The 20,876-nt window shown below is 58.6% G+C and carries 10 protein-coding genes; 3 read left to right on the forward strand and 7 right to left on the reverse strand.

The genetic code is table 11. The features are described from left to right. Nucleotides 1-91: 91 nt before the first annotated feature. The 3 genes from OHL19_RS01535 to OHL19_RS01545 all read right to left on the reverse strand — a co-directional run bounded on the left by OHL19_RS01535 (nucleotide 92) and on the right by OHL19_RS01545 (nucleotide 10,664). Nucleotides 92-1,573: a terminase gene (locus OHL19_RS01535; protein ID WP_263355816.1), complete on the reverse strand. Its 1,482-nt coding sequence runs from the start codon at nucleotides 1,571-1,573 to the stop codon at nucleotides 92-94. Nucleotides 1,574-1,802: 229 nt separating this feature from the next. Then, the gene (locus tag OHL19_RS01540; protein WP_263355817.1) at nucleotides 1,803-9,908 is read right to left on the reverse strand and encodes a glycoside hydrolase family 55 protein; all 8,106 of its coding nucleotides are present in this window, start codon (nucleotides 9,906-9,908) and stop codon (nucleotides 1,803-1,805) included. Between the two features lie 312 nt (nucleotides 9,909-10,220). Further along, nucleotides 10,221-10,664: a hypothetical protein gene (locus OHL19_RS01545; protein WP_263355818.1), complete on the reverse strand. Its 444-nt coding sequence runs from the start codon at nucleotides 10,662-10,664 to the stop codon at nucleotides 10,221-10,223. Nucleotides 10,665-10,872: 208 nt separating this feature from the next. Between OHL19_RS01545 and OHL19_RS01550 the strand changes: the two genes are divergently transcribed. The 3 genes from OHL19_RS01550 to dnaN all read left to right on the forward strand — a co-directional run bounded on the left by OHL19_RS01550 (nucleotide 10,873) and on the right by dnaN (nucleotide 15,891). Beyond that, a complete protein-coding gene (locus tag OHL19_RS01550) occupies nucleotides 10,873-11,235 on the forward strand; it encodes a PadR family transcriptional regulator (protein ID WP_263355819.1) in 363 nt (120 codons plus the stop codon). A 2-nt stretch (nucleotides 11,236-11,237) separates the two neighbouring features. Next, nucleotides 11,238-13,862, forward strand: a complete 2,625-nt coding sequence (locus OHL19_RS01555; RefSeq protein ID WP_263355820.1) for an ABC transporter permease — start codon at nucleotides 11,238-11,240, stop codon at nucleotides 13,860-13,862. A 907-nt stretch (nucleotides 13,863-14,769) separates the two neighbouring features. After that, nucleotides 14,770-15,891, forward strand: coding sequence for a DNA polymerase III subunit beta (dnaN, locus tag OHL19_RS01560; protein WP_396126653.1), 1,122 nt, complete (start codon nucleotides 14,770-14,772; stop codon nucleotides 15,889-15,891). Between the two features lie 191 nt (nucleotides 15,892-16,082). On the opposite strand, the gene OHL19_RS01565 is transcribed toward dnaN, so the two are convergent. The 4 genes from OHL19_RS01565 to OHL19_RS01580 form a co-directional block, all read right to left on the reverse strand. Further along, nucleotides 16,083-17,003, reverse strand: coding sequence for a tail fiber protein (locus OHL19_RS01565; RefSeq protein ID WP_263355822.1), 921 nt, complete (start codon nucleotides 17,001-17,003; stop codon nucleotides 16,083-16,085). An 86-nt stretch (nucleotides 17,004-17,089) separates the two neighbouring features. After that, a complete protein-coding gene (locus OHL19_RS01570) occupies nucleotides 17,090-18,487 on the reverse strand; it encodes a deoxyribodipyrimidine photo-lyase (protein WP_263355823.1) in 1,398 nt (465 codons plus the stop codon). A gap of 89 nt (nucleotides 18,488-18,576) precedes the next feature. Beyond that, nucleotides 18,577-19,602, reverse strand: a complete 1,026-nt coding sequence (locus OHL19_RS01575; RefSeq protein ID WP_263355824.1) for a DUF2235 domain-containing protein — start codon at nucleotides 19,600-19,602, stop codon at nucleotides 18,577-18,579. Nucleotides 19,603-19,816: 214 nt separating this feature from the next. Further along, nucleotides 19,817-20,839, reverse strand: coding sequence for a Gfo/Idh/MocA family protein (locus OHL19_RS01580; RefSeq protein ID WP_263355825.1), 1,023 nt, complete (start codon nucleotides 20,837-20,839; stop codon nucleotides 19,817-19,819). Nucleotides 20,840-20,876: the final 37 nt, after the last annotated feature.

A 20,876-nucleotide genomic window follows, 5' to 3' on the forward strand; every position in this document is an offset into this window, starting at 1 on the left:
TCTGTCTGTCATTCCCGAAGGGAATCTGCTGTTATCCCTTGCCGTTGCCACCACCCCTGGCCCTTCTAACCACCCTCCCCAAAACCAAAAATCACCTCCGCCGCCCCAACAACTCCCCCCGGGCCGCCAACCCGATCGCCATAGCCATCACCCGGTCATCATGCGCCCCACTCCGCGCCCCAACATTCCCATTCGCCAACCGCACAAAACTCCGGCACTCCACCAGCAGCTTCCTGCTATGAAACAGCTCCGCAGACTCCACCAACGCCGCCGACATCCGCGCCAGCATCTGCGGCCTGCTCACCGAAGTAGTCAAAAACCCCGCCTGCCCATCCGCACCCCGATAAATCTCCCTATACCCACGGTCCTCCAACAGGCAAAGCAATCCCGAACCATGATTGTTTCGCTCCACCACCAGCCACGCCGTGTTGTAATCCCATGCAATATTGCGCGCCGTTTCCATCAGCTCCAGGCCAGCCACATGCCCCGCATACTCCGCGCACTGCATCCCCGTTTCCATATCCAGAACCTGGATCGCCGACCAATCCCCCTCCGACCCACCGCCAGCCGGATCCACCGCCACCACATACAGCCTGCCCGCCATAGGAGGAAACCAAATCTCCAACCTCCCGCTGTCCTTGTGAATTCCCGCTTCCGGTACAACCTCCAGCCGCCGCTCCACCGCCTCCATGTCAAAATACGGCTCCCCGCTCACCCGAAAGCAGCTCTCCGCATCCTCCACAAACTCCTGCCGCGCCATCCCCCGCAACCCGGCCCGCATCGCCCGTCGAAACCCGATCTGCTCAAGATTCAGCGCCACATCCGGCCTGGTCATCAGCTCAAGCTCTTCCTCCGTCAGCGTCGCCTCATCCACCCCAGGCCCCCTGTATCCCGCATCCATCCACCACGGAAAAAAATGCCGCACCATCCCCGTCTCATGCGCCCGCTGCCACTCGTCATAAAAGCACCCACCAACCCCATTCGGCGTGGACTCCAGCATCACCTCAGCCCCCGGCGGCAACCCCGCCCGCAGCCCCGCCAAAGTCTCCGCCGCCGCGTCTCCCGAGCCCGCTCCCAGCCCATTCATACCCCATCGCGAAACCTCCGAACAATGCAGATTCTGCACCGTCATCCCTCGCCCCGCATTTCGATCCGAAGCACTCTCCACTCGAAACTCCGAATCTATCTCCGGAAACACAATCTGCCGCACATTCGACCTCGCCGTCCGCAGCGCCCCCATCCGCAATCCCACCGGCAGATGCTCCACAAACCGATGCACAATCCGCAGGATCTCCTCAGCCGACTCCTGCGTATGCGCCACCTGCAAAGTAAGCGTCCCCGGCTGCGTAATTGTCTTCAACAAAAACCGCCCCGCAACCCACGTAGTCAGCCCCATCTGCCGCGCCTTTAGAACGATGTTCCCCGTACCGCGCCGCCGTTCAAACTCCCTCTGTACAGCATTCGCCCGCAGCGGCCGCAACTGCCCATCCTTCCCCCGAATGCGCAGCAAACTCTCCGCCAGAAACACCCCCACACTCCGCCCCCGCAACCGAGCATGAGGCTCATCCAACATCCTCCCCAAAATCTCCAACTCCCGCCGATCCCGCCCCGCAAAACCCAACCCCTCCACCACAAATCCGCCCTAACCCTCGCCGTTGTAGTTGCCGTTGCAGTCGCCCTCGTCTTTGCCCTCGCCCTTGCCCTTGCAGTTGCTTTTGCCCTTGCCTTTCTGTCTGTCATTCCCGAAGGGAATCTGCTTCTTCTTTTGCCCTTGCAGTTGCCCTTACCCACACCAACAACCCTCAATTCCCCCCACACCAATACCGCACCGAATAAGCAGTAGAAGCCGCCAGCGCCACATTCCCCGTAAGCGTCACAGCCGCAGCACTCTCACTCCATCCCACCGAAGCAACCACCCCACTCCCCGCCAACTGCACGCTCACCACGCAATTCGCCTGGCTAGTCCGCGTATTCGGAAAACTAAACGTCCCCAGACTTCCCGTCGTCGTAGAAGCCCCCGTAGTTAACGTCGCCGCACCACTCACCCCATCGCAAACATGACTCGCCGTACAGGCAAACGAAGCACCGCTCCCCGCCGCTGCCCCCGCAGCAAAGCTCATCGTCCCCGTCCCGCTCATCGTCTTCCCATCGATAAATCCAGCCGTCGTAACATTGCCGCTGCCCGTAACAATCGCCACCTGCAACGGAGTAGCCCCGCCCGAGAACACCGCCAACCCACCCGTTCCCGAACCAGCCTCGCGGTTCACCGACACATACCCCGTTCCATTCGCATTCAGCATCGTCTCGCCACTCTGATAAGCCTTGAAATGATCCGTCCCATCAATCGCCGAATTCAACGACCAGTTATTTCCCGCATCCTTCACCATGTACCACTGCGAAGCACCGTTCCAATCCTTGTAGATAAACGATTCCTTCTGAGCCGCACTCAGCCCCGCCCACAGCGTCGAATCGATCTCCGCATCCGCCCCGTTCTTCACCGTCGCCGAGCCCTTCAACGTCGATGCTCCGCCCACCTGCAGGCTCCCCGTAAAGTTCGCATCGCCCGCGCCATCGATAGTCGCCACCGTAGTTTCCGTCGCACCGCCAGACCCAATCACCAATCCGCCCGATCCCGCATTCGTCGAACCATTCAGCACCACGGCGCCCGTACCCGTCGCATTCAGAACAGTCTGATTATTCGTGCCTCCCGCACTCGTAATCTCCGCTACCGCATTCGCCGATGTGGTCTGGTTCGTCCCCGTGAAAGTCAGCGTCGGCTGCGACGTATATCCACTCCCATTCGCAGTCATCGACACGCTCAATACCGTGTTGCCTCCGGCACAGCTCGGCGAAGCAGTCGTCGCCATAACAGCCGTCGCCGCAGCACCCGATCCACCGCCGCCCGCAAAGCCGATAGCCGGTGGAGTCGAAGACGTATAACACCCGCCATTGTTCACAATCACGTTGGTCACCGTATTCGCCACAGTGCTCAGATACTGCCCGATCGAAAGCCGATTGACACTGCTCAAAACATCCGTGATGTTATAAAACTGCTCCCCCGAACTCCCATCCCCCAACCCCACCGTCCACCGGTATCCATAATCCGTCTGGTATTCATTCAACAACCCGCGCTCGTTTCCATTTCCTGTTCCCACGCGCACATGATTCGTCACAGTCGAATCCATCTGGCTCGCATACCAGTCGCCCTTCACCCCATTGAACGTTCGATGAAATGCATCCAGAAAACTGTTTCGCGAACCGTTATCCGTCAACGCCCCCGTAAACATCGTCCCACCCGTAATCCACGAGTTATACGTACTGCCTGCATCCGCGATAACCTGGCTCGAAGAGTTCTCATTGCGCACCCCGACAAACGTGTTGTTCTGCGCATTCGCTCCCAGGTGCAATGCCGTAGCGCAACCCTCAACATCCCCGCCAGTGAACGTATTGCCATCTCCCTGCGCCAGGTTGATTCCATACGTCCCCGCAATCGGATTCCCGCCACTCGTCGGGCAATCGATATGCAATCGGATAAACGTACTCGCATTCATCCAATCCGTAGTCGCCGCATTCGCCGCCTGGTGCCCAATGCCATTCACCGCCGTGTGCCAGCCATTGAATGCCAGGTCATAAAAACTTCCGCCCGAGTAATTCCCCGTACCATCCACCGTCATACCCGTCTGGTTCGAATTCCCCAGTAAATACAGGCTCTCCAGGTCCATCTCCTGCACCCTGTAAGCCACCAGCGCCTGCGTCGCCGCATTCGTCGAATCAGTCGTGTTGATCACCACATCATCGAGATGAAAGCCCATCGTGTCCGCCGCATACGTCGGATCGCCCACCTGCACCGCAGCACCGGCACCCGAATACAACAGCACCGTCCCACCCTGGCTTCCACTCGCCCCCGAAGCACCACGCAAACCGCAGCCCTTCAGCGTCACATTGCGCACCCCGGCCGGCACCACAATCTGCGCCGAAGTCGAGATCGTCGCACACGGCAGCAACACCGTGGCATTCGCCACATTCAACGTCAGTGTCGAAGCCATCGTCACCGTCCCGGTAAAATTCCGCGCATCGCAAATCCCGCCATACACCGAACTCAACCCAGCCAGGCAAGCCGATAACTTACTCCCGATATCCGAACCCGCAAACTGGTCCGCTTGGTAAGCCCCGCCCACCGCCAACGCCGTCAGTTGACCTCCGAAGTGACTCACCGCCGCATTCAAACTCGCCCCACCCAGGTTCGCCAACGCCTGCTGCGCCGTAGTCGCACCCGTGCCTCCGTTTGCAATCCCAACCGAGCCCGTAGTGATGTTCGCCGCATTCAACCCAGTTAAGTTTCCGCCATAAAAATTCGGCGCACTCTGCCACACCGCCGAACTCGTACTCGACCCCGTTCCCGTCTCCATCAACACCGCCGGAGTAGTCGACAAATTTCCCGCCAGCCGTCCAGGATTTCCGTTCCCATCGCCCATCACCAGGTCGCCCTGCGTAGTCGTCAACGGATTCGTCGCCACCGGCGCACCGCCACTCACCGCCGGAGTAGCCGAAGCCGCACCGCCCGCCAGCAGAAACGCATAGTACCTGCCCGCCGGATAGTTCTGCGCCAGCGTCGAAGGATTGCAAACCGTCAGCGCCAACGTATTCGCCGCCGTCACACTGCCGCTCATCTGTAACTGCCCCGCCGATGCCGAAGGCCGCACAAACAGCACCCCATCCGTAGCCACCGCACCCGGCACCGTAATCCCCGCCACCGTCGCGCATGTTTCGCCGCTCACCGTACCCGCCGCAATCGCAAACGCCTGCTCTGAAAAATCTGTAACCGGCAGCGTCGTATCGGTCCCGCTGATCAGCCCTGGCCGCACCCGCAACCCCGGCATCTGCACCGCTGTCTGGCCCGTAAATCCGGCGTACCCATCGTTCTCCATCGTCAGATAACGCGGCATTGTCCCACCGCTCGCATAAGCCTGCTCCACAGACCGCATGCACCACTCATCCACAAAACCGGAGTTCACACCCTTCAGACACAGCTCACCCGAATCCGTATTCGTCACCCCCGGCGGGTACGAAGTGTTGGACCATCCCAGGATCAGCCTGCCCGTAGCCACCGGCTGCACCCGCGGAGCCACCGGTGTATCCGCCGAGCTTTGTAGATTCGTCAGCTCTAAACGAAAATCCTCCAACTGCTGCGCCGCGCTCACCTGTTGCGGCTCCGCAATCGACTCCAGAACAGCTCCGCTCGCACCGATATTCCTTGCCGAAATATTCTGAAACCCACTCAGCAAAATCGCCCCGGGCAATTGGTTATTCACGCTGTCATACGGGCTCGGGCAACTCGTCGAACCATAGTTCCCGTTTGCCGCCGCGCCGTTGCAATACCCCACATCCTCCAGCCCCAGCCCATCGATCACCCAACCACCCGCAGCCGTCGCCACAATCGGATAATTCTGCGTCTCCTTCACATTCGCGTTGTGAATCGTCACCCCAAGCACCGGCCGTCCATAACGCGAATAAGCGGCAAACATCACGTGATAGATACCCCGCCACATGGAGTCTGTGATCACCCCAAAACCCGCCTGGTTCTGATCGGTCAGCCTTGCCTGGTTGTCACTCACATGAAAGAAATACGTATTGAACCACGTGTCCAAAGCATTCTGCACCGTCTGCGCCTGGCTCACCGATGCCCAGTTCGCGCCGTAAAACACCATCCCATCCAGCGCCGTTGAATCACCCAGGTTCTCCGCATTTAAAAACACTTCTCCACTCGTGCTCGTCGACGGAGCACGCGATCCCCACCAGCCGCCCACAATGATGCCCGCTTCGCTATTCTGAATAAACGTGTCCTGAAAGGTGTCGTACTGCGACGATCCCGCCAGCACCGCAATCCCCACCCCGGCCATGTTCACTCGCTGCCAGCGCCAGTAAGCTCCCGCCTGTGTCGCCGCGCCGATAAACGCCTTGTTGATACTCACATCAAAAAGATTCCAACTCGCGATAGGACTGTCCGAACCAAACACCGCAAAATAAGGCGCGTTCATCGTGTAAGTCGCAGCCGTCGCAGCCGCCGGCGTATAACTCGAAACAATCGTCGCCCCATTGCCATAAATCGTCAGCGGAAACGATTGCTCACTCTGCACTCGAATCGCGTATCCGAGATATCCCGGCGTCTCCGGCGCAATGTTTGTACACGCCACTCCTCCACACGTATCCGTACTCGGCGCCGTTCCGTCATCCCACGCCGTCTGCATATAACCCGTGATGGTTCCAATGAAATAAGTCTTCCCCTGCGTCAGCGTGACCGATCCCGCACGCGTCCCATTCTGCGTCGCATAACTGATCGCGTTATTGAAGCACTGCGTATCATCCGTCACTCCATCGGCAGCGCAGCCAAAATCATCCACCCGCACTTCGGCTGAATAACTCGTAACTCCCCGCCTCTGATCCAGCACAGGAATCGGCACAGCCACAGCAGGCGGCGCAGCCACGGAGATATTCGGACAACTCGTATATCCCGACCCTCCGTTCGTCACCGTGTAACTCGCCACCTGTCCGCCACTCACATTCGCAGTAACAGCCAGCCCCGCTCCACCACCGCCCGTAATCGACAACACAGGAGCACTCGAATATCCCTGTCCCAACTGCCCCGGCATCACCGCCGTCACCTTGCCGCCCTGCGTCGCGTCATACACACACAGCGCCGTAGCATTCATCGCAGCATTCTGCGCATACATCCCCACCGTCCCCGACGGAATCAGCGCCGAACTCGCCGTAGCCACACAACTCCCCACCGAAGAAGACAAAGCGCAATCCGTAGTCCCATCGATCACCGGAGCAGTCAACGCACCCGTCAGCGTTCCACCCGCAATCGGCAACGCACCCGTTCCACTCCCACCGCCCGAACCAATTGCACTCGAAATCTGCGTATCCACATACGCCTTGTTCGTAGCCTGGTTCGCCGCAGTCGGAGCATTCGCAATCAGCACCTGTTGAAACGCCGGCACAAAAGCCATCCACGCCGTCTCAACATTCGTCACAACACCCGGCGATAACCCAACAGCATTGACAGCATTCCCCTGCGTAGCCGCATCGCAACCCGTGTTCCCCGTCACCGTGTTGTAAGGGATGCGAAACACCTGCCAACTCGTAGTCAGGCTCACCATCTGGTCAGCGAAAACGCAGCCTGCCGCGCCACTCCCCGCCAGCTTCAACTCCTGCGTAGTCGCAACATCCGCCTTGGCCGCGACCTCCCACGTTCCCGTTCCGGCCGGAAATCCCTTCCCCAAAACCAGCGCTCCCGCAACCCCACGAAGCGCCCAAACACCCGACGTATCCCACGCCCCACCCAACGCCTTCACATACGATCCAGTCACCGGAGCCGCAGGATCCTTGCCAAACGAACTCCCCACCGCAACCGACTCACCTCCAGCCGAATACAAATCCTCCGCCGAAAAGAAAAGATCGTTCAAGCTAGGAAACGCCTGGTTCGCCGCACCTCCACCCAGCAACGCAAAATCCGCCGAAACCACCTGCGGAGTCGCCCGTGAAGCCTCTAACCCAGCCTGTCCAAATCCCGAAGCACTGGACTGCACAAACACATTCCCCAGTCCCCCATCGGACAACCCGGCAGCGGCAATCCCCAGCCCATTGAACCTGTTCTGCGAACCCAGGTAACTCCCCGAATCACCCACCACCAGCGCCGGATAAGCCGTAGTCGAAGCCGCCAGCGTTCCACCGCCACCCAGCGCCATCCCCTGCGTGCGCGAACCCTCTGCGTTCCAGATCGTGTATCCGCCGCTTCCCTTCAGCAGATTCCCACCCAGAAACGTCATTCCATTTCCCGCAATCAAATTCACCGGCCTGGCAGGCACAGCAATTCCCGAAACACCCACCATCGCCGTAGTCGTACTCGAACAACCCACCCCGCCTGCACTCACCGTCACAGCTCCCAGCGAACCATCCGCATTCACCGCCGCCACAGCCGCTGCCGTGCATCCCCCGGAAAACTGAATCGGCACCGCAGCCCCATAAGCCTCAAATCCCAACCCATGCTCCGGCCCCACCGAAACCGACGTAATCGCCCCACCCGTAGCGTGAACCACCAACGCAGGCTGCACCGCCACCCACTCCGGCAGCACCGCAGCATTCCGCACCGTCCAGCCAGCCTGCACCCCCATGCCCGCACCCGCAAAATCCAGCACCAGCCCGGTAGCCGCCTCGCCCGTAGCCGCCGAACTCCACGCACTCACCACCACATCGTCCAGCACATCGTTCGACCCGGCAGCCACTGCAAAACCATGCGTCGCCTGAACCGTTACGTTCTGCCAGCGATTCGCATCCGCAACCAATCCATTCGGCACAGCCACCGGCAACCCCGGCAAAGCAATCCCCGTTCCCACCCCGCGAATGTCGATATTCCTGAAGTCAGAAGCAGTCGGCCACTGCGCCAGGTACAGCCCGCACGTATGCGTCGAATGCGCTCCCGCATACAACGCCAGCGGATCCGTCCCCGTCGCCGTCGCCGCAATCGCCACATTCTCAATCTCACCAACGCGCAACCCATTCCCACCCGCGCCCGTAACGGCAGGCATGGCAATCGCACAGTTGCCAATCGACCACCCCGCCCCTGTCCCTGCAACGCCAGTCAACCCATTCCCACCCGGCGAAAAAACCGACCCTACCTCCATCGGCCGATTCACTCCACAACTACCCGCCGCAGCCCGTCCCTGCGCCGGGGAGCACGAAACATCCACGCTCCCATCCACATAGATCGTGAAGTCATGTAGCCGTGTATTCGCCAGCAGATTCGTAGCATCCGCAGCCGTAGCCAACACATCCTGTCCTGGAAAACCCATCAGCCCCGAAACCTGCCGCCCCTGTCCGCCAATCGACTCCCCATGCCACACCAGTTGCTGCGTCTTGCAAACCCCGGCAGGCAGCGTCAGCGCGACCCCAAGTCCTGCCGGACCATGCCCCGCCGCACTCTGCGCAAACGCAAAATTGATCGCCGCCTGCAACGCCGCCGTATCATCCGTAACCCCATCGCAGACCGCCCCAAACTCCTTCACACTCCGCTCATGCTGCTGAGCGCCCGTAGCCCGAAGATCCTCCACCCGAATCCCCGCAGCATTCGTAAATGTATCCGTCCCCGTATAAGTCGAAGGCACCATAACCGAGCCCCCGGCAGCAGCAGCAGCCGTCTGCGTAGCCTGCAACGTAGCCTGCGAAGTACCCGTCTCCGGTGAGAAAACCCCATTCACCGACTCCGCATTCAACGGCCCCGCAATCACCCCACCACCCGACGAAAGCCCCCCTGCAAACACCTGGTCCACATAGTGTTTGTCCGCAGCCATCAACGGCGTCGTAGGATCAGCCGCCAAAATCAGCGGTCCCGTAAGCGTCCCGCCATCGGTCGTCAACAGGCTTCCCTGCAACTGCGCCACAGCCTGGTCCACATACGACTTGCTCACTGTCTGCACCGCCTGCGCCGCTGGCATCAACTGCGCCCGCACCTGCGCAATCGAAGCCGAAGCCGCACCCGAAGCCGTCGCTGGCACCACCCAATACTCCGTGTTCACCGTCCCATCCGCCAGGTGATACACCGCCGTGTAATACAGCCCCGCCGGACTCGCTCCCAGATTCGGCGCAAGGTTCAAACTAGCAAACCCATCCGCCCCAATCTGAACAGCAACATTGCCCGCCACCACAGCCTGATTCGCCGCCGTAGTAAAGGCTGGCCAGCTCACCAGCAACGTGCCTGAACTAGGCACACCCGCAGCGTTATAGACCGTCCCCTGCACGGTCGTCGTGGTTACCGTCTGCGCCCAGCCGACCACAGTCAACAGGCAAACCATCGCGCAAAATGAAACCCCTCTACCCAAACGCAACCACGTCGAATTCGTGCTCTTCATAATCAGCATCCTTCCCAAAATCAAAACGAGCCGCGGCGTAGCCGCGCAAAAATTTTTTCCATACGGAGAGGTGCCCCAAGTCTCGCACCCAACCCCCCAGACACAAAATCTCCCCACCCAAGCCCCAGCAGTCGCCTTTGCCCTTGCTTCTGCAGTTGCAGCTGCCCTTGCCTTTGCCCTTGCCCTTGCCCTTGCCCTTGCTTTTCTAGCTGTCATTCCCGAAGGGAATCTGCTGCTAGCTGTTGCCCTTGCCTTTGCCCTTCAGCCCCCACCAAAAAAACCGCGAGCAAAGCCGAAGCCCGCCCGCGGTCCCTATTTCCCAACTTCGTCCTGCTCCTTCAGCCCCTTCCAAAGCACCTCAGCAAGGCTCTGGTAGTCTTCCATCGGAATATTCTGCTTATCCTCCACCCGTTCCGCCAGATCACACAGCAGCTTCACACTCGGCAGATGATTCGCCTCGATATTTCGGACAATGCACTTCACTATCTGAACGAAGTTCTCTACCAGCGCCTCTTCGGCCTTCTTTCGCAATAAGTCCATCGTCTTACCAGTCCCAACCTTGCCAGTCCCAACCGGCAGGCCATTCTCCGGACCCGCCCCTGAACCAGCACTAGAACCAGCCATCCCCACCACAACCGGCTTATTGCCCTCAACTACACCACCAGCTTCTTCCTCTTCGGCCATTGCACCGCCATTTACCACCGATTTCCCCGCCAAAACAAAAAGAGGAGGCAGCGTCGCAGCGCTCCTCCCCATCTCATCCCAACGATTATCCCCAGCTTACCCAATCCCCATCAAATTCCCTGCAATTCCCAAATCCAGACTCAACCTGAACAAAATAAACCGGATACCTTTGATTTAACTTCCCCCAATCGTTGACAGGCCTTCTATTCTTGCTCCTTTTTCCCAAATACCCATCGGTTCCTGTTGACATCCGACCCAGCCAGGCGCAAACTCATCTCGGATGCCTACCCAAAGCCAACAACCCGACCGCACCCCGCTCCTTCAGGGAACACTCGACCTGCTCATCCTCCGCACCCTCGCCCCCAGTCGCAGCCACGGACAAGGCATAGCCCGTATCATCCAGCGCCAGTCCGAAGAAGCCTTCCTCGTCGACCACGGCTCCCTCTATCTCGCCCTCCAGCGCCTCGAAGATCGCGAACTCCTCGCCGCCGAGTGGGGACTCTCCGAAAACAATCGCAAAGCTCGCTTCTACTCCCTCACCCCCAAAGGCCGCGCCGAACTCACCGCCAAAACCCAGCAATGGCGCAAACTCTCCCACGCCATCGGCCTCATTCTCGATCCAGTTTTAGAAGAAGGAGCATAACCATGCCGAACTCCTCCAGGCGTTCCCCAGAAGACTTCGCCGCAGAAATCCGCTCCCATCTCGAACTGGAAACAGACGACCTCAAAGCCGAAGGCATGAGCGAAAAAGAAGCCCACCGCCGCGCCCGCGCCACCTTCGGCAGCCGAGCCGCAGCCCAGGAACGCTTCTACCTCCGCAGCCGCGTCGAATGGCTCGACAATCTCCGTCGTGACCTCGCCTACGGCGTGCGCGGCATGGCTCGTAATCCCGGCTTCACCCTCACCGTCATCCTCACCCTCGCGCTGGCCATCGGAGCCAACACTGCCATCTTCTCCCTGGTCAACGCTCTCCTGATCAAATCCCTGCCCTACAACCACCCCGAGCAACTCGCCACCACCTACGCCCACTACGCCGGTCCCGAAACGACCGACAGCGGCAGCGACCTCGACGGCGAACAATGGGAACTCCTCCGCGACAACGTCCCCTCAATCCTCTCCGCCATCTCCAGCGGCATCGCCTCCGGAGTCAACCTCCAGGCAAAGACTCAATCCGGACTCCACATCCAATACCTCCACGCCGGCCGCGTCTCCGCCCATTACTTCGATGTCCTCGCCCTGCATCCTGTCCTCGGCCGCAATTTCTCTGAAGTAGAGGACCACCCCAACGGCCCTCGCGTCGCCCTGCTCAGTTACAGCCTCTGGCACACCACCTTCAACAGCGACCCCAACATCCTCGGCCAGCCCATCACCCTCAAGGGCGAGCCTTACACCATCGTAGGAGTCCTCCCCGACGCACCAACCCCGCTCAATGCCGACGTCTACACCGCCCTCCAGCCCAGCCGCGAAGGAGAAGGCGCCGGCACAAATTTCAACGCCATCGTCCGCCTGCGCGACGGAGCAACCTGGCAGCAGGCCAACTCTGAACTCAACCGCGCCTGGACCGCCATCGCCACCCGTATCGCCAAAAACTATCCCGGTTACCACGCCTCCTTTTACCTCGTTCCACTCCAGAAAAGCTCCACCGAAGACTTGCGTCCCCAGGTTCTCGTACTCATGCTCGCCGCCGGATTCATCCTCCTCATCGCCTGCGCCAATCTCGCCGGACTCACCCTCGTCCGCACCATGCGCCGCACTTCCGAGATCGCCACTCGCCTCGCCCTCGGTGCCTCACGCTGGCAGATCCAGCGCCAGCTCTGGATTGAAAACCTCCTGCTCGCCCTCACTGGAGGCATCGTCAGCATCGGCGTCGGCTATCTCGCCCTCCACAGCCTGCTCACCCTGCTCCCCGAGCACTTCCTACCCATCGCCTCCATCCATCTCGATTTGCGCGTCCTCGCGTTTACCCTCTGCGTCTCCCTCGTCACCAGCATCCTCTTCGGCATGCTCCCCGCACTCACCACGCGCAAAATCGATATCCGCTCCGCCATAGCCACCCGCGGATCCTCCGGCAACTCCAGCTTCCGCCTTCGCCAATCCCTCATCGCTGGCGAAGTCGCACTGACCGTACTCCTCCTCGCCGCCTCAGGACTACTGATCCGCACCCTCATCCATCTCGAAACCCTCCCGCCCGGCTTCAGTCCCAACGGAGTCATCTCCGCCAAAGCCTCCCTGGACGACGCCCGGTACCACGACCACTCTGCCTTCGACACACTCCTCGCCAACAGCACCGCCGCCATGCGCCAGATCCCCGGAGTCCAAAACGCCGCCGTCGGCCTCAACCTGCCCTACGAACGCCCCCTCAACGACAGCGTCACCCTCAACGACGGCCCATTCGCCGGAAAAAGCACCGGAGCCGACGAAATCTACGTCACCCCCGGCTACTTCGAAACCCTCCAGATTCCCGTCCTCGCCGGACGCACCTTCACCGATAGCGACACCACCACCTCGCAGCACGTCGTCATCGTCAACCAGACCTTCGCCCGCAAATTCTTCGCAAATCAAAACCCTGTGGGCCACTACCTCAACAAAGACACACGAATCATCGGCCTCGTAGCCGACGTCATCACCAAACCAGGATTCACCGCAGGCGCACCCATCTCCGCCGAAGAAACCACCTACATCCCCGCCACCCAGGTCAACCCCAAACTCCTCGCCCTCGTCCACACCTGGTTCCAGCCCAGTTGGATCGTCCGCACCAGCCACCCAATCGAAGGCCTGACAGAACAAATGCAACACGCCCTGGCCGGCGCCGATCCCAACCTGCCCTTCAGCGGCTTCTACAGCATGAGCGACCTGCTCGCCACCACCCTCGCCATCCAGCGCATTGAGGTAGCCCTGCTCTCCGCCATGGCCGGACTGGCCCTGCTCCTCAGCGCCATCGGCATCTTCTCCCTGGTCGCCAACATAGTCGCCCAGCGCACCCGGGAAATCGGCATCCGCATCGCCTTGGGCTCTACCATCCGCCAGGCAATGCTGAACGTAGGCAGCAGCGGCATCCTCGCCTCCATCGCAGGCCTGCTGATCGGCCTCGCCCTCAGCGCAATGGCCCTGCGAACCATGCACTCCGTCCTCTTCGGCATAGGCGTCTACGACCCCGCCACCCTGACCGCCGTAATCCTGACCCTCGCCCTGATCACCCTATTGGCCACCACCCTGCCAACCCTGAAAATAGCCAGAATAGACCCAGCAAAAACCCTCCGCGAAGACTAACCCAAACCCCCGCCATTGCTTTCGCAGTCGCCTCTGCCCTTGCCGTTGCCGTTGCTCTTGCCCTTGCAGTTGCCCTTGCCTTTCTGTCTGTCATTCCCGAAGAGAATCTGCTTTTAACCCCTTACCTCCCCCACCCGCAAAGAAAACCACCAACTTATCCACCACCCCCACCCCGCTGTGCAAACAGTGGACAACCCATCCCCCCTGCAAAACCCAGCACACAAAAACCCGCTCCAGCAGCGGCTGAAACCTCATTTCCCACTCGTCCAACCAATAAATCCACACCCCAAATCCAACCCCCTGTTGAAACAGTGGACACCCCGGTCCCCAATTACCCCCTCGAAATCCACCTTTCCACTTCCCCTCAATTCCACAGGCAAGTTTTAGAAAACTAGCCCACCCCGCAACCCCGCGCCAATCGCGGATTTTCTCCGATTTCCACTTTTCCGCGCTGAACGGCTGCTACGGCGGGGCTACATAACTCTCTTTTCTTCTTTTTTACTCAATACCCGTCGCATCCTCAGCATCCCCAAAAACAAAAACCCTCCCACTAGAGGGGCGCGACCAACCGGTCTCTTTCCAACCGAAGACCAACAAGACTCCCTCATGCCCCAAAAGCGCACGACCACACCAAGCCGCTACGATGCCGGATAACAAATCCCCCTGTATTTCCTAGTTAAAGGCTGGATTTCCACCTGCAAGGATTTCTCAATTTCAATACAATCAAGCAAGGGAAAACACTGCATTCCCACGCAACACTCGCGTAATGTAGAGTTGCATCACGCGCCGTTCGTGGCTAAGCAACGCAGATCCAGAACTCGGGATTCAGGAGAAAAACACCATGCCATCGCTCGGACTCGAACCGGAAATCACCACCGAACAGGGCGCATCCGCCCAGGGGTCAGTCATGGAAATTACCGTCACCCGTCAGGATCTGCTCAAAGAGCTCACCGCTACGCAAAGCGTAGTCGAGCGCAAGACCACCATCCCCATCCTTTCCAACTTCCTCATCGAAGCCGCGGACGATGCCGTCAACATCACCGCCACCGACCTCGACCAGGCCATCCGCACCAGTTGCAAAGCCAAGGTCAAAAAGGCCGGCTCCTGCACCATCCCCGCGCGCAAGCTCTACGACTACGTCAAGCTCCTGCCCGAGGGCGAAATCTCCATCAAGCTCCTCGACAATCACTGGGTACAGATTCGCTCCGGCCGTTCCAACACCAAGATGGTCGGCCTCGGTCGCGCCAACTATCCCCAGGTTCCCGAGCTACCCCAGATTGCCAGCGTCAAGATTCCTGTGCCGGTTCTCAAAACCCTCATCGCACGCACCATCTTCTCCATCTCAAACGAAGAGTCGCGTTACACCCTCAACGGCGCTCTGCTGATCCTCAAGGCTGAATCCCTCGCCATGGTAGCCACTGACGGCCACCGCCTCTCCTTCGTAGAAAAGGCAGAAGAGACCCTGGAAGGCGTCAGCGGCGAAAAGCGCATCCTCATCCCGCGCAAAGCCCTCGCCGAGCTCCAGACCCTTCTAAACTCCACTGAAGCCGAACACATCGAGTTCGCCGATGACGACCTATGGCTTTTCTTCCGCGTAGGCCATCGCACCCTGAGTTCGCGCAAACTTACCGGCCAGTTCCCCAACTACGAAGCCGTCATGCCCCGCGACAACACCAAGTTCGTAGTAGTCCGCTGCTCTGAACTTTCCGCCGCCATCGGCCGTGTAGCCCAGTTCGCCGACGAACGCTCCGGCGCCATCCGCATGAAGATGGAGCAGAACGAACTCAAGATCACTGCCCAGTCCACCGAGTCCGGCGAATCCGAAGACTCCATCGAAACCCCCTACACCAGCGACCCATTGGTAGTAGGCTTCAACAGCAGCTATATGCTCGACTTCCTGAAGGCTCTAAGCAACGAAGGCGAAGTCCGTCTCGAATTCAAAGACGCCCAATCCGCCGGCCAAATGCGCCCCGAAGACCCCGAAGCCGAATACAAATACCGCTACGTCCTCATGCCAATGCGCATCTGAGCGTTCCACGCTCTTGATCGAGTGCAGACGCACTCAAAAGCAAAGGCCCGGTTTTTAGCCGGGCCTTTATTACGTTGATGTAGCTTTCGCTTTTGTCTTGCCCTTGCTTTTCTAGCTGTCATTCCCGAAGGGAATCTGCTGTTAGCCCTTGCCGTTGCAGTTGCCTTTCCAGCCCCTATCCAAGCAACCCATCAATTCCGGCTAGGATATATCCCCAAAACACAAATCGAGTACTGCATCCCCTGCGGCGCAAAAGGCCTCAAATCCGGCAACCCAAACGTAGTGATCCCATCCCCACCAAACCGCGTCCCCATGATAGAAAACACAGCAACGTTTTGATTGATGGGCAACAACCTGCCATCCGCTGGCAGTGCCCCCTCCCCATAAGAGTTCACCGACAGAATGGCATCCCCCAGCATGCATGTAGCGTTATAAGTAAAGTCTTCATTGGAATAACCGTTCGTCCCCAGCGCACCCGAAAGCGCCGTGATGTTAGCCGGAATAGGATTCACCGAGCCAGGAAGCCCCCGCGCCCCAACCGGCCCGGTAGGCCCAGTGGCACCCGTAGCGCCAGCCACTCCCTTAGCTCCCTCCGGACCGGTCAATCCCTGCAATCCACGCGGTCCGGCAGGCCCCGTCAAACCAGTTACCCCACGAGGTCCCACCGGTCCAGAGGCGCCAGGAAGTCCACGTACTCCAGCAGGCCCAGCAACACCCGTAAGCCCTCTAGGCCCCGTTGCCCCTGTCAAACCGGTAACTCCACGTGGCCCAACCGGACCGGTAGCACCAGGAAGTCCCCGCACTCCAACTGGTCCCGCCGGTCCGGCTGGCCCGACTGCTCCAGTTGCCCCAGTCAATCCCACTAACCCAATAGGTCCAGCAGGCCCCACGGGACCAGTGATATTCCACTCATCCAATATCTCCGTAGCCGTATTACAAGCAGTCGTAGCCGTAACAATTCGCGGAATAGCCGTCATCATATTCACGCAGGCGATAACCGTATTCGTGGTGGTGTCAGCAGGTACAACCGCCGTCTTCGATTGCGAAGAAGCGATCGTCCCAACAGAGAGAAACAACGCAAAAGAGAGAGCAAATGGTTTATCCAAGCGCATAGAGCCTCCAGAAAATCAATCTACTGTGATCTATTTCCGCGAAGCGTATCACCTGAAAAACAAATAAGTCGACAACTTATTACCGTTCAACGACCATACATCTCGATATATTTCTTCGAATCAAACTTCTTTCCGGTAGAAGCCCCCGACATATACCGCACCATTCCAAACACCGGTCGATCAAACCACGGTCTATCATGCTTGCCAACAATCGCCCACGCAATCCCCGCATATCCATTCGGATCGCGCCCATCCAGCTCATACCTGTCATTCAACTCAACAGCCCACGCAAACGCCTTCTCCGGCGTGGGAGCCCACTCCAGGATCTTCTTCCCCCAGTACATCCGCATATAGTTATGCATCCATCCATCGCGCACCATCTGCCACTGCGCGGCATTCCATAGCGGATCATGCGTCTCCGCCTGCTCTAACTGCTTCAATGTATAACTCCACGGCCGCGCATCCCCTGCATGGGCAGTCAATGTCTTCTTAGCCCAGGGTTCAGCGCACTCCCAGTTATCGTAGTTAGGATTGTACTTACAAAATAAAATCGCTAACTCCCGCCACCCAATCATCTCGTCGAGATACTTATCCGCGACTGCCTTGGTAGCCTTGCCATCTCTCACCGCATCCAACACAGTCAGCGCAATCGTAATCGGAGAAATATGCCCATAATGCAGGTAAGGCGACATCTCACTGGTCCCCCGCACCTCCGGATGATTCCTCTTCTCGTCATACTCCCCAAGCCGTAAATCTGTAAACTCCTTCAGTCTCTTCAATGCTGCCTTAGTCCCACCAACAAACGTATCCACCGGTCCAACCGAACGATCCAACTTATCGAACCCGGCAGTAATATCCTTGTCTAATGAATAACTCCGCACATGCTGATTCCATTTATATACACCCTTAACTATCTTCACCGGAACCATAAACTCTTCTAACTGCACATGTAACTTCGGCCGAAAATGATGCAGCAAAACAAACGTCTTCCCAAACACCGCCGAGGGCACCACCACATCTGCATCCACAGTAAAGAAAGGCACGCGAAGCTTCCTCGCCAGCGCTGCCCGCCAACGCTCCGGCTCGCGGCAGACATTCTCATCGCCCACCACCATAGCCGCGCCAACCTCATCCAGAAAAGCCTCAAGAGTATCTCCATCCGTAGGCCGCCGCACAACAAACCCCACCCCTCGCTTCGCCATTCCCTCCGCCACGTCATGCAATCCCTGCTGCAAAAAGAGATAGTGCCGCAAGTTAGCATTGGGATAATTCGGAATCACAGAAAAGTAAGCCACCACCGGCAATCCCAGCGCATTCCCGCAAGCAATCGCGACCTCCAGCGCAGGATTATCCAAAGCCCGCTGCGCACGCTGCAACCAGTAAACAACGCACTTTCCATCCGCCCTCGGCTCACCTCCGCGGCGAACAGTGACCCGCTTATCCGCCGCAATATCCGCTAACATGCCCGGTAACTCAACCGCCATCCAACCCTCCGCTTCAACTCCATCCTACCGTGGCTCAAATAAAAAACGGCCCCCAGCAAAAGCCGAAGGCCGTTCTATACCCAATCAATTTAACTTGCAGCCGGAGGCGTATCGACGACATCAACAAACGAATACCCACTGCCCAGCGCCGAATTCGCAAATGTAAGCGTCCCCGGACGATACTGCGCATCCTGCGTACACCGTATCTGCACACTATTCGAGAGATCAGAATTTGCAGCGATACTGCGCGGCCTCGGAAATCCCCAAAGCACCGACCAGGATTCATGCTTGATATCCAACGCATGCTTCGCATTCATCGGCGAATATTGCGCCACAGCCGTCTGATCCAACTGCAACCCCAGCGCCATCGCCTTGCCCATCATCCAACTCAGCGTGATATCCGACAGCCCCGTCTCCGGATACCCGCCGCCCACATCGCAATGCACGCCTGTAAACCAGACCTGCTCCAGCGTCTGCCCCGGTGCCGGAGTCGTCGTCCAAAGCGTCGGCGGAAACTCCACACGCCGTTCATCGATAGCCAGCGCCTGGTACGCATGCACCACTTTCGAATTCAATGAAGTATCCAGGAACTGAAACTGGAGAGGATCGACGCCACCCACGATTGCAGGAATCCCCAACGATCCAACCGTGTCCCACACGCCCACCATCAGGATCGTCGCTGCTTCCACCGCATACTTCGCCTGCAACCCGGCTAGAATAGTAGCCCGATCATTCTTGTTGCGATACGCATTGAAAGCAGCTTCAAGAAATGCATCATCAAACTGTGCCGTAGGTAATCCCACTGCCGCAATCATGCCCGCCAGGCTGCGCGCCGTATAAGCACCGCGGCTGAACCCGAAGATATAAATCTGGTCCCCCGACTCATACACATGCGCTATCTTCGAATATCCATCTTTGATCTTTTGAAACAGCCCAATACCAAACGCTCCACCTGCCAGCTTTTCAATCGGATTCCCATCCGAACCAACACCATCGTCGTAATAAGGAACCTGTGTCGCCGTTGTCAGGCAAGCCTTGAACAACTTGTAAGGATTCGTATTGTTGGCACTCGAATCCCACGTACCATCCGCGCAATACACAATATTCTTTGCCATCGTTCCCCTCGTTTTCTCTCGCGTTCCGCCCCGCCGATCGCATAACCAGTGGTGACAAAGAGGTTCGCAGCGTTACATCCATAACGCTGCTAAACCTACCAGCCCTACTTAAAGCAGACAAGTATTTTCGTGAAGAACACAGGAATAAGTCTTTAACTACCGCAATACTGTTTCTACATATATAGCGATTCTCTAATGCAGAATTTGTAACTTGTTATGTCGTCGAAAAGAAGCTCGCCAGTCCCGCCTTGCCCGCATGAACTTCCATCGCCCTTTGAATCTCCAGCGCCAGCGCCAGTGCCTCACGACCCTGCCGCGCCGTGACCCTAGGAGTCTTCCGGCTTCGGACAGCGTCAAGAAACGAACAAATCTCCAGCCGCAGCGGCTCTCCCGGAGCAACCTCCGGCTTCGTAAACGACAGCCCCGGCAACCCATCTGCAAATCCAGCAGCAGCCCCCAGCGCCATCGCCTTCTCAATTGAAAACTCGGCATCCACCGCGATCACCAGCACGTCCTTGCGCGCATAGTCGATCGAGACATACTGCCTCGGCTCAAAGAACCGCAGCTTCCGTACCCGCTCCGTCGAAACCCGCGAAGCCGTAAAATTTGCCACGCATCCCGATTCAAACTCCACCCGAACATTCGCAATATCCACCTTCGGCGAAAGAATAGGCAGCCCAACCGCCCGTACCTCTTTCACCGGTGAATTCGCAAACGTCAGCACCACGTCCAGATCATGGATCATCAGATCCAGCACAACATCCACATCCAAAGATCGAGGAGTAAAAATAGAAAGCCGATGCGCCTCAAAAAACATCGGCCTCGTCAGAGCAGGCTCAATCGCCAGCACCGCCGGATTAAACCGCTCCAGGTGCCCAGGCTGCAGAACCCGCTCATGCTTTTCCGCCAGCGCAATCAAGTCATCCGCCTCCGATAGAGAAGCAGTAATCGGCTTCTCCACCAGGCAGTCAACTCCGGCAGACAGCAACTGACTCGCCGCAGCATGATGATGCACCGTAGGCACAGCAACCGAAGCTGCATCCAGCTTTAAATCAGCCGAAAGCGCAGCCTCAACCGAAGCAAATACTGGAATCCCATAAGCCTCCGTAACCTCAGCAGCACGCCCGGCATCCGGCTCAACAGCCGCAACCAGCGTCACTCCCTCAGAGGCCAGCTCTTTGTAAACCCGCAGATGGTTGCGCCCAAAGGCGCCAGTCCCTACCACAGCAACGCGCAAAGGCCGCTGCCCTGCAGGCCCAGGAGATGTGGGCCTA

It is taken from the genome of Acidicapsa ligni (genome assembly GCF_025685655.1).
Lineage (GTDB): Bacteria > Acidobacteriota > Terriglobia > Terriglobales > Acidobacteriaceae > Acidicapsa > Acidicapsa ligni.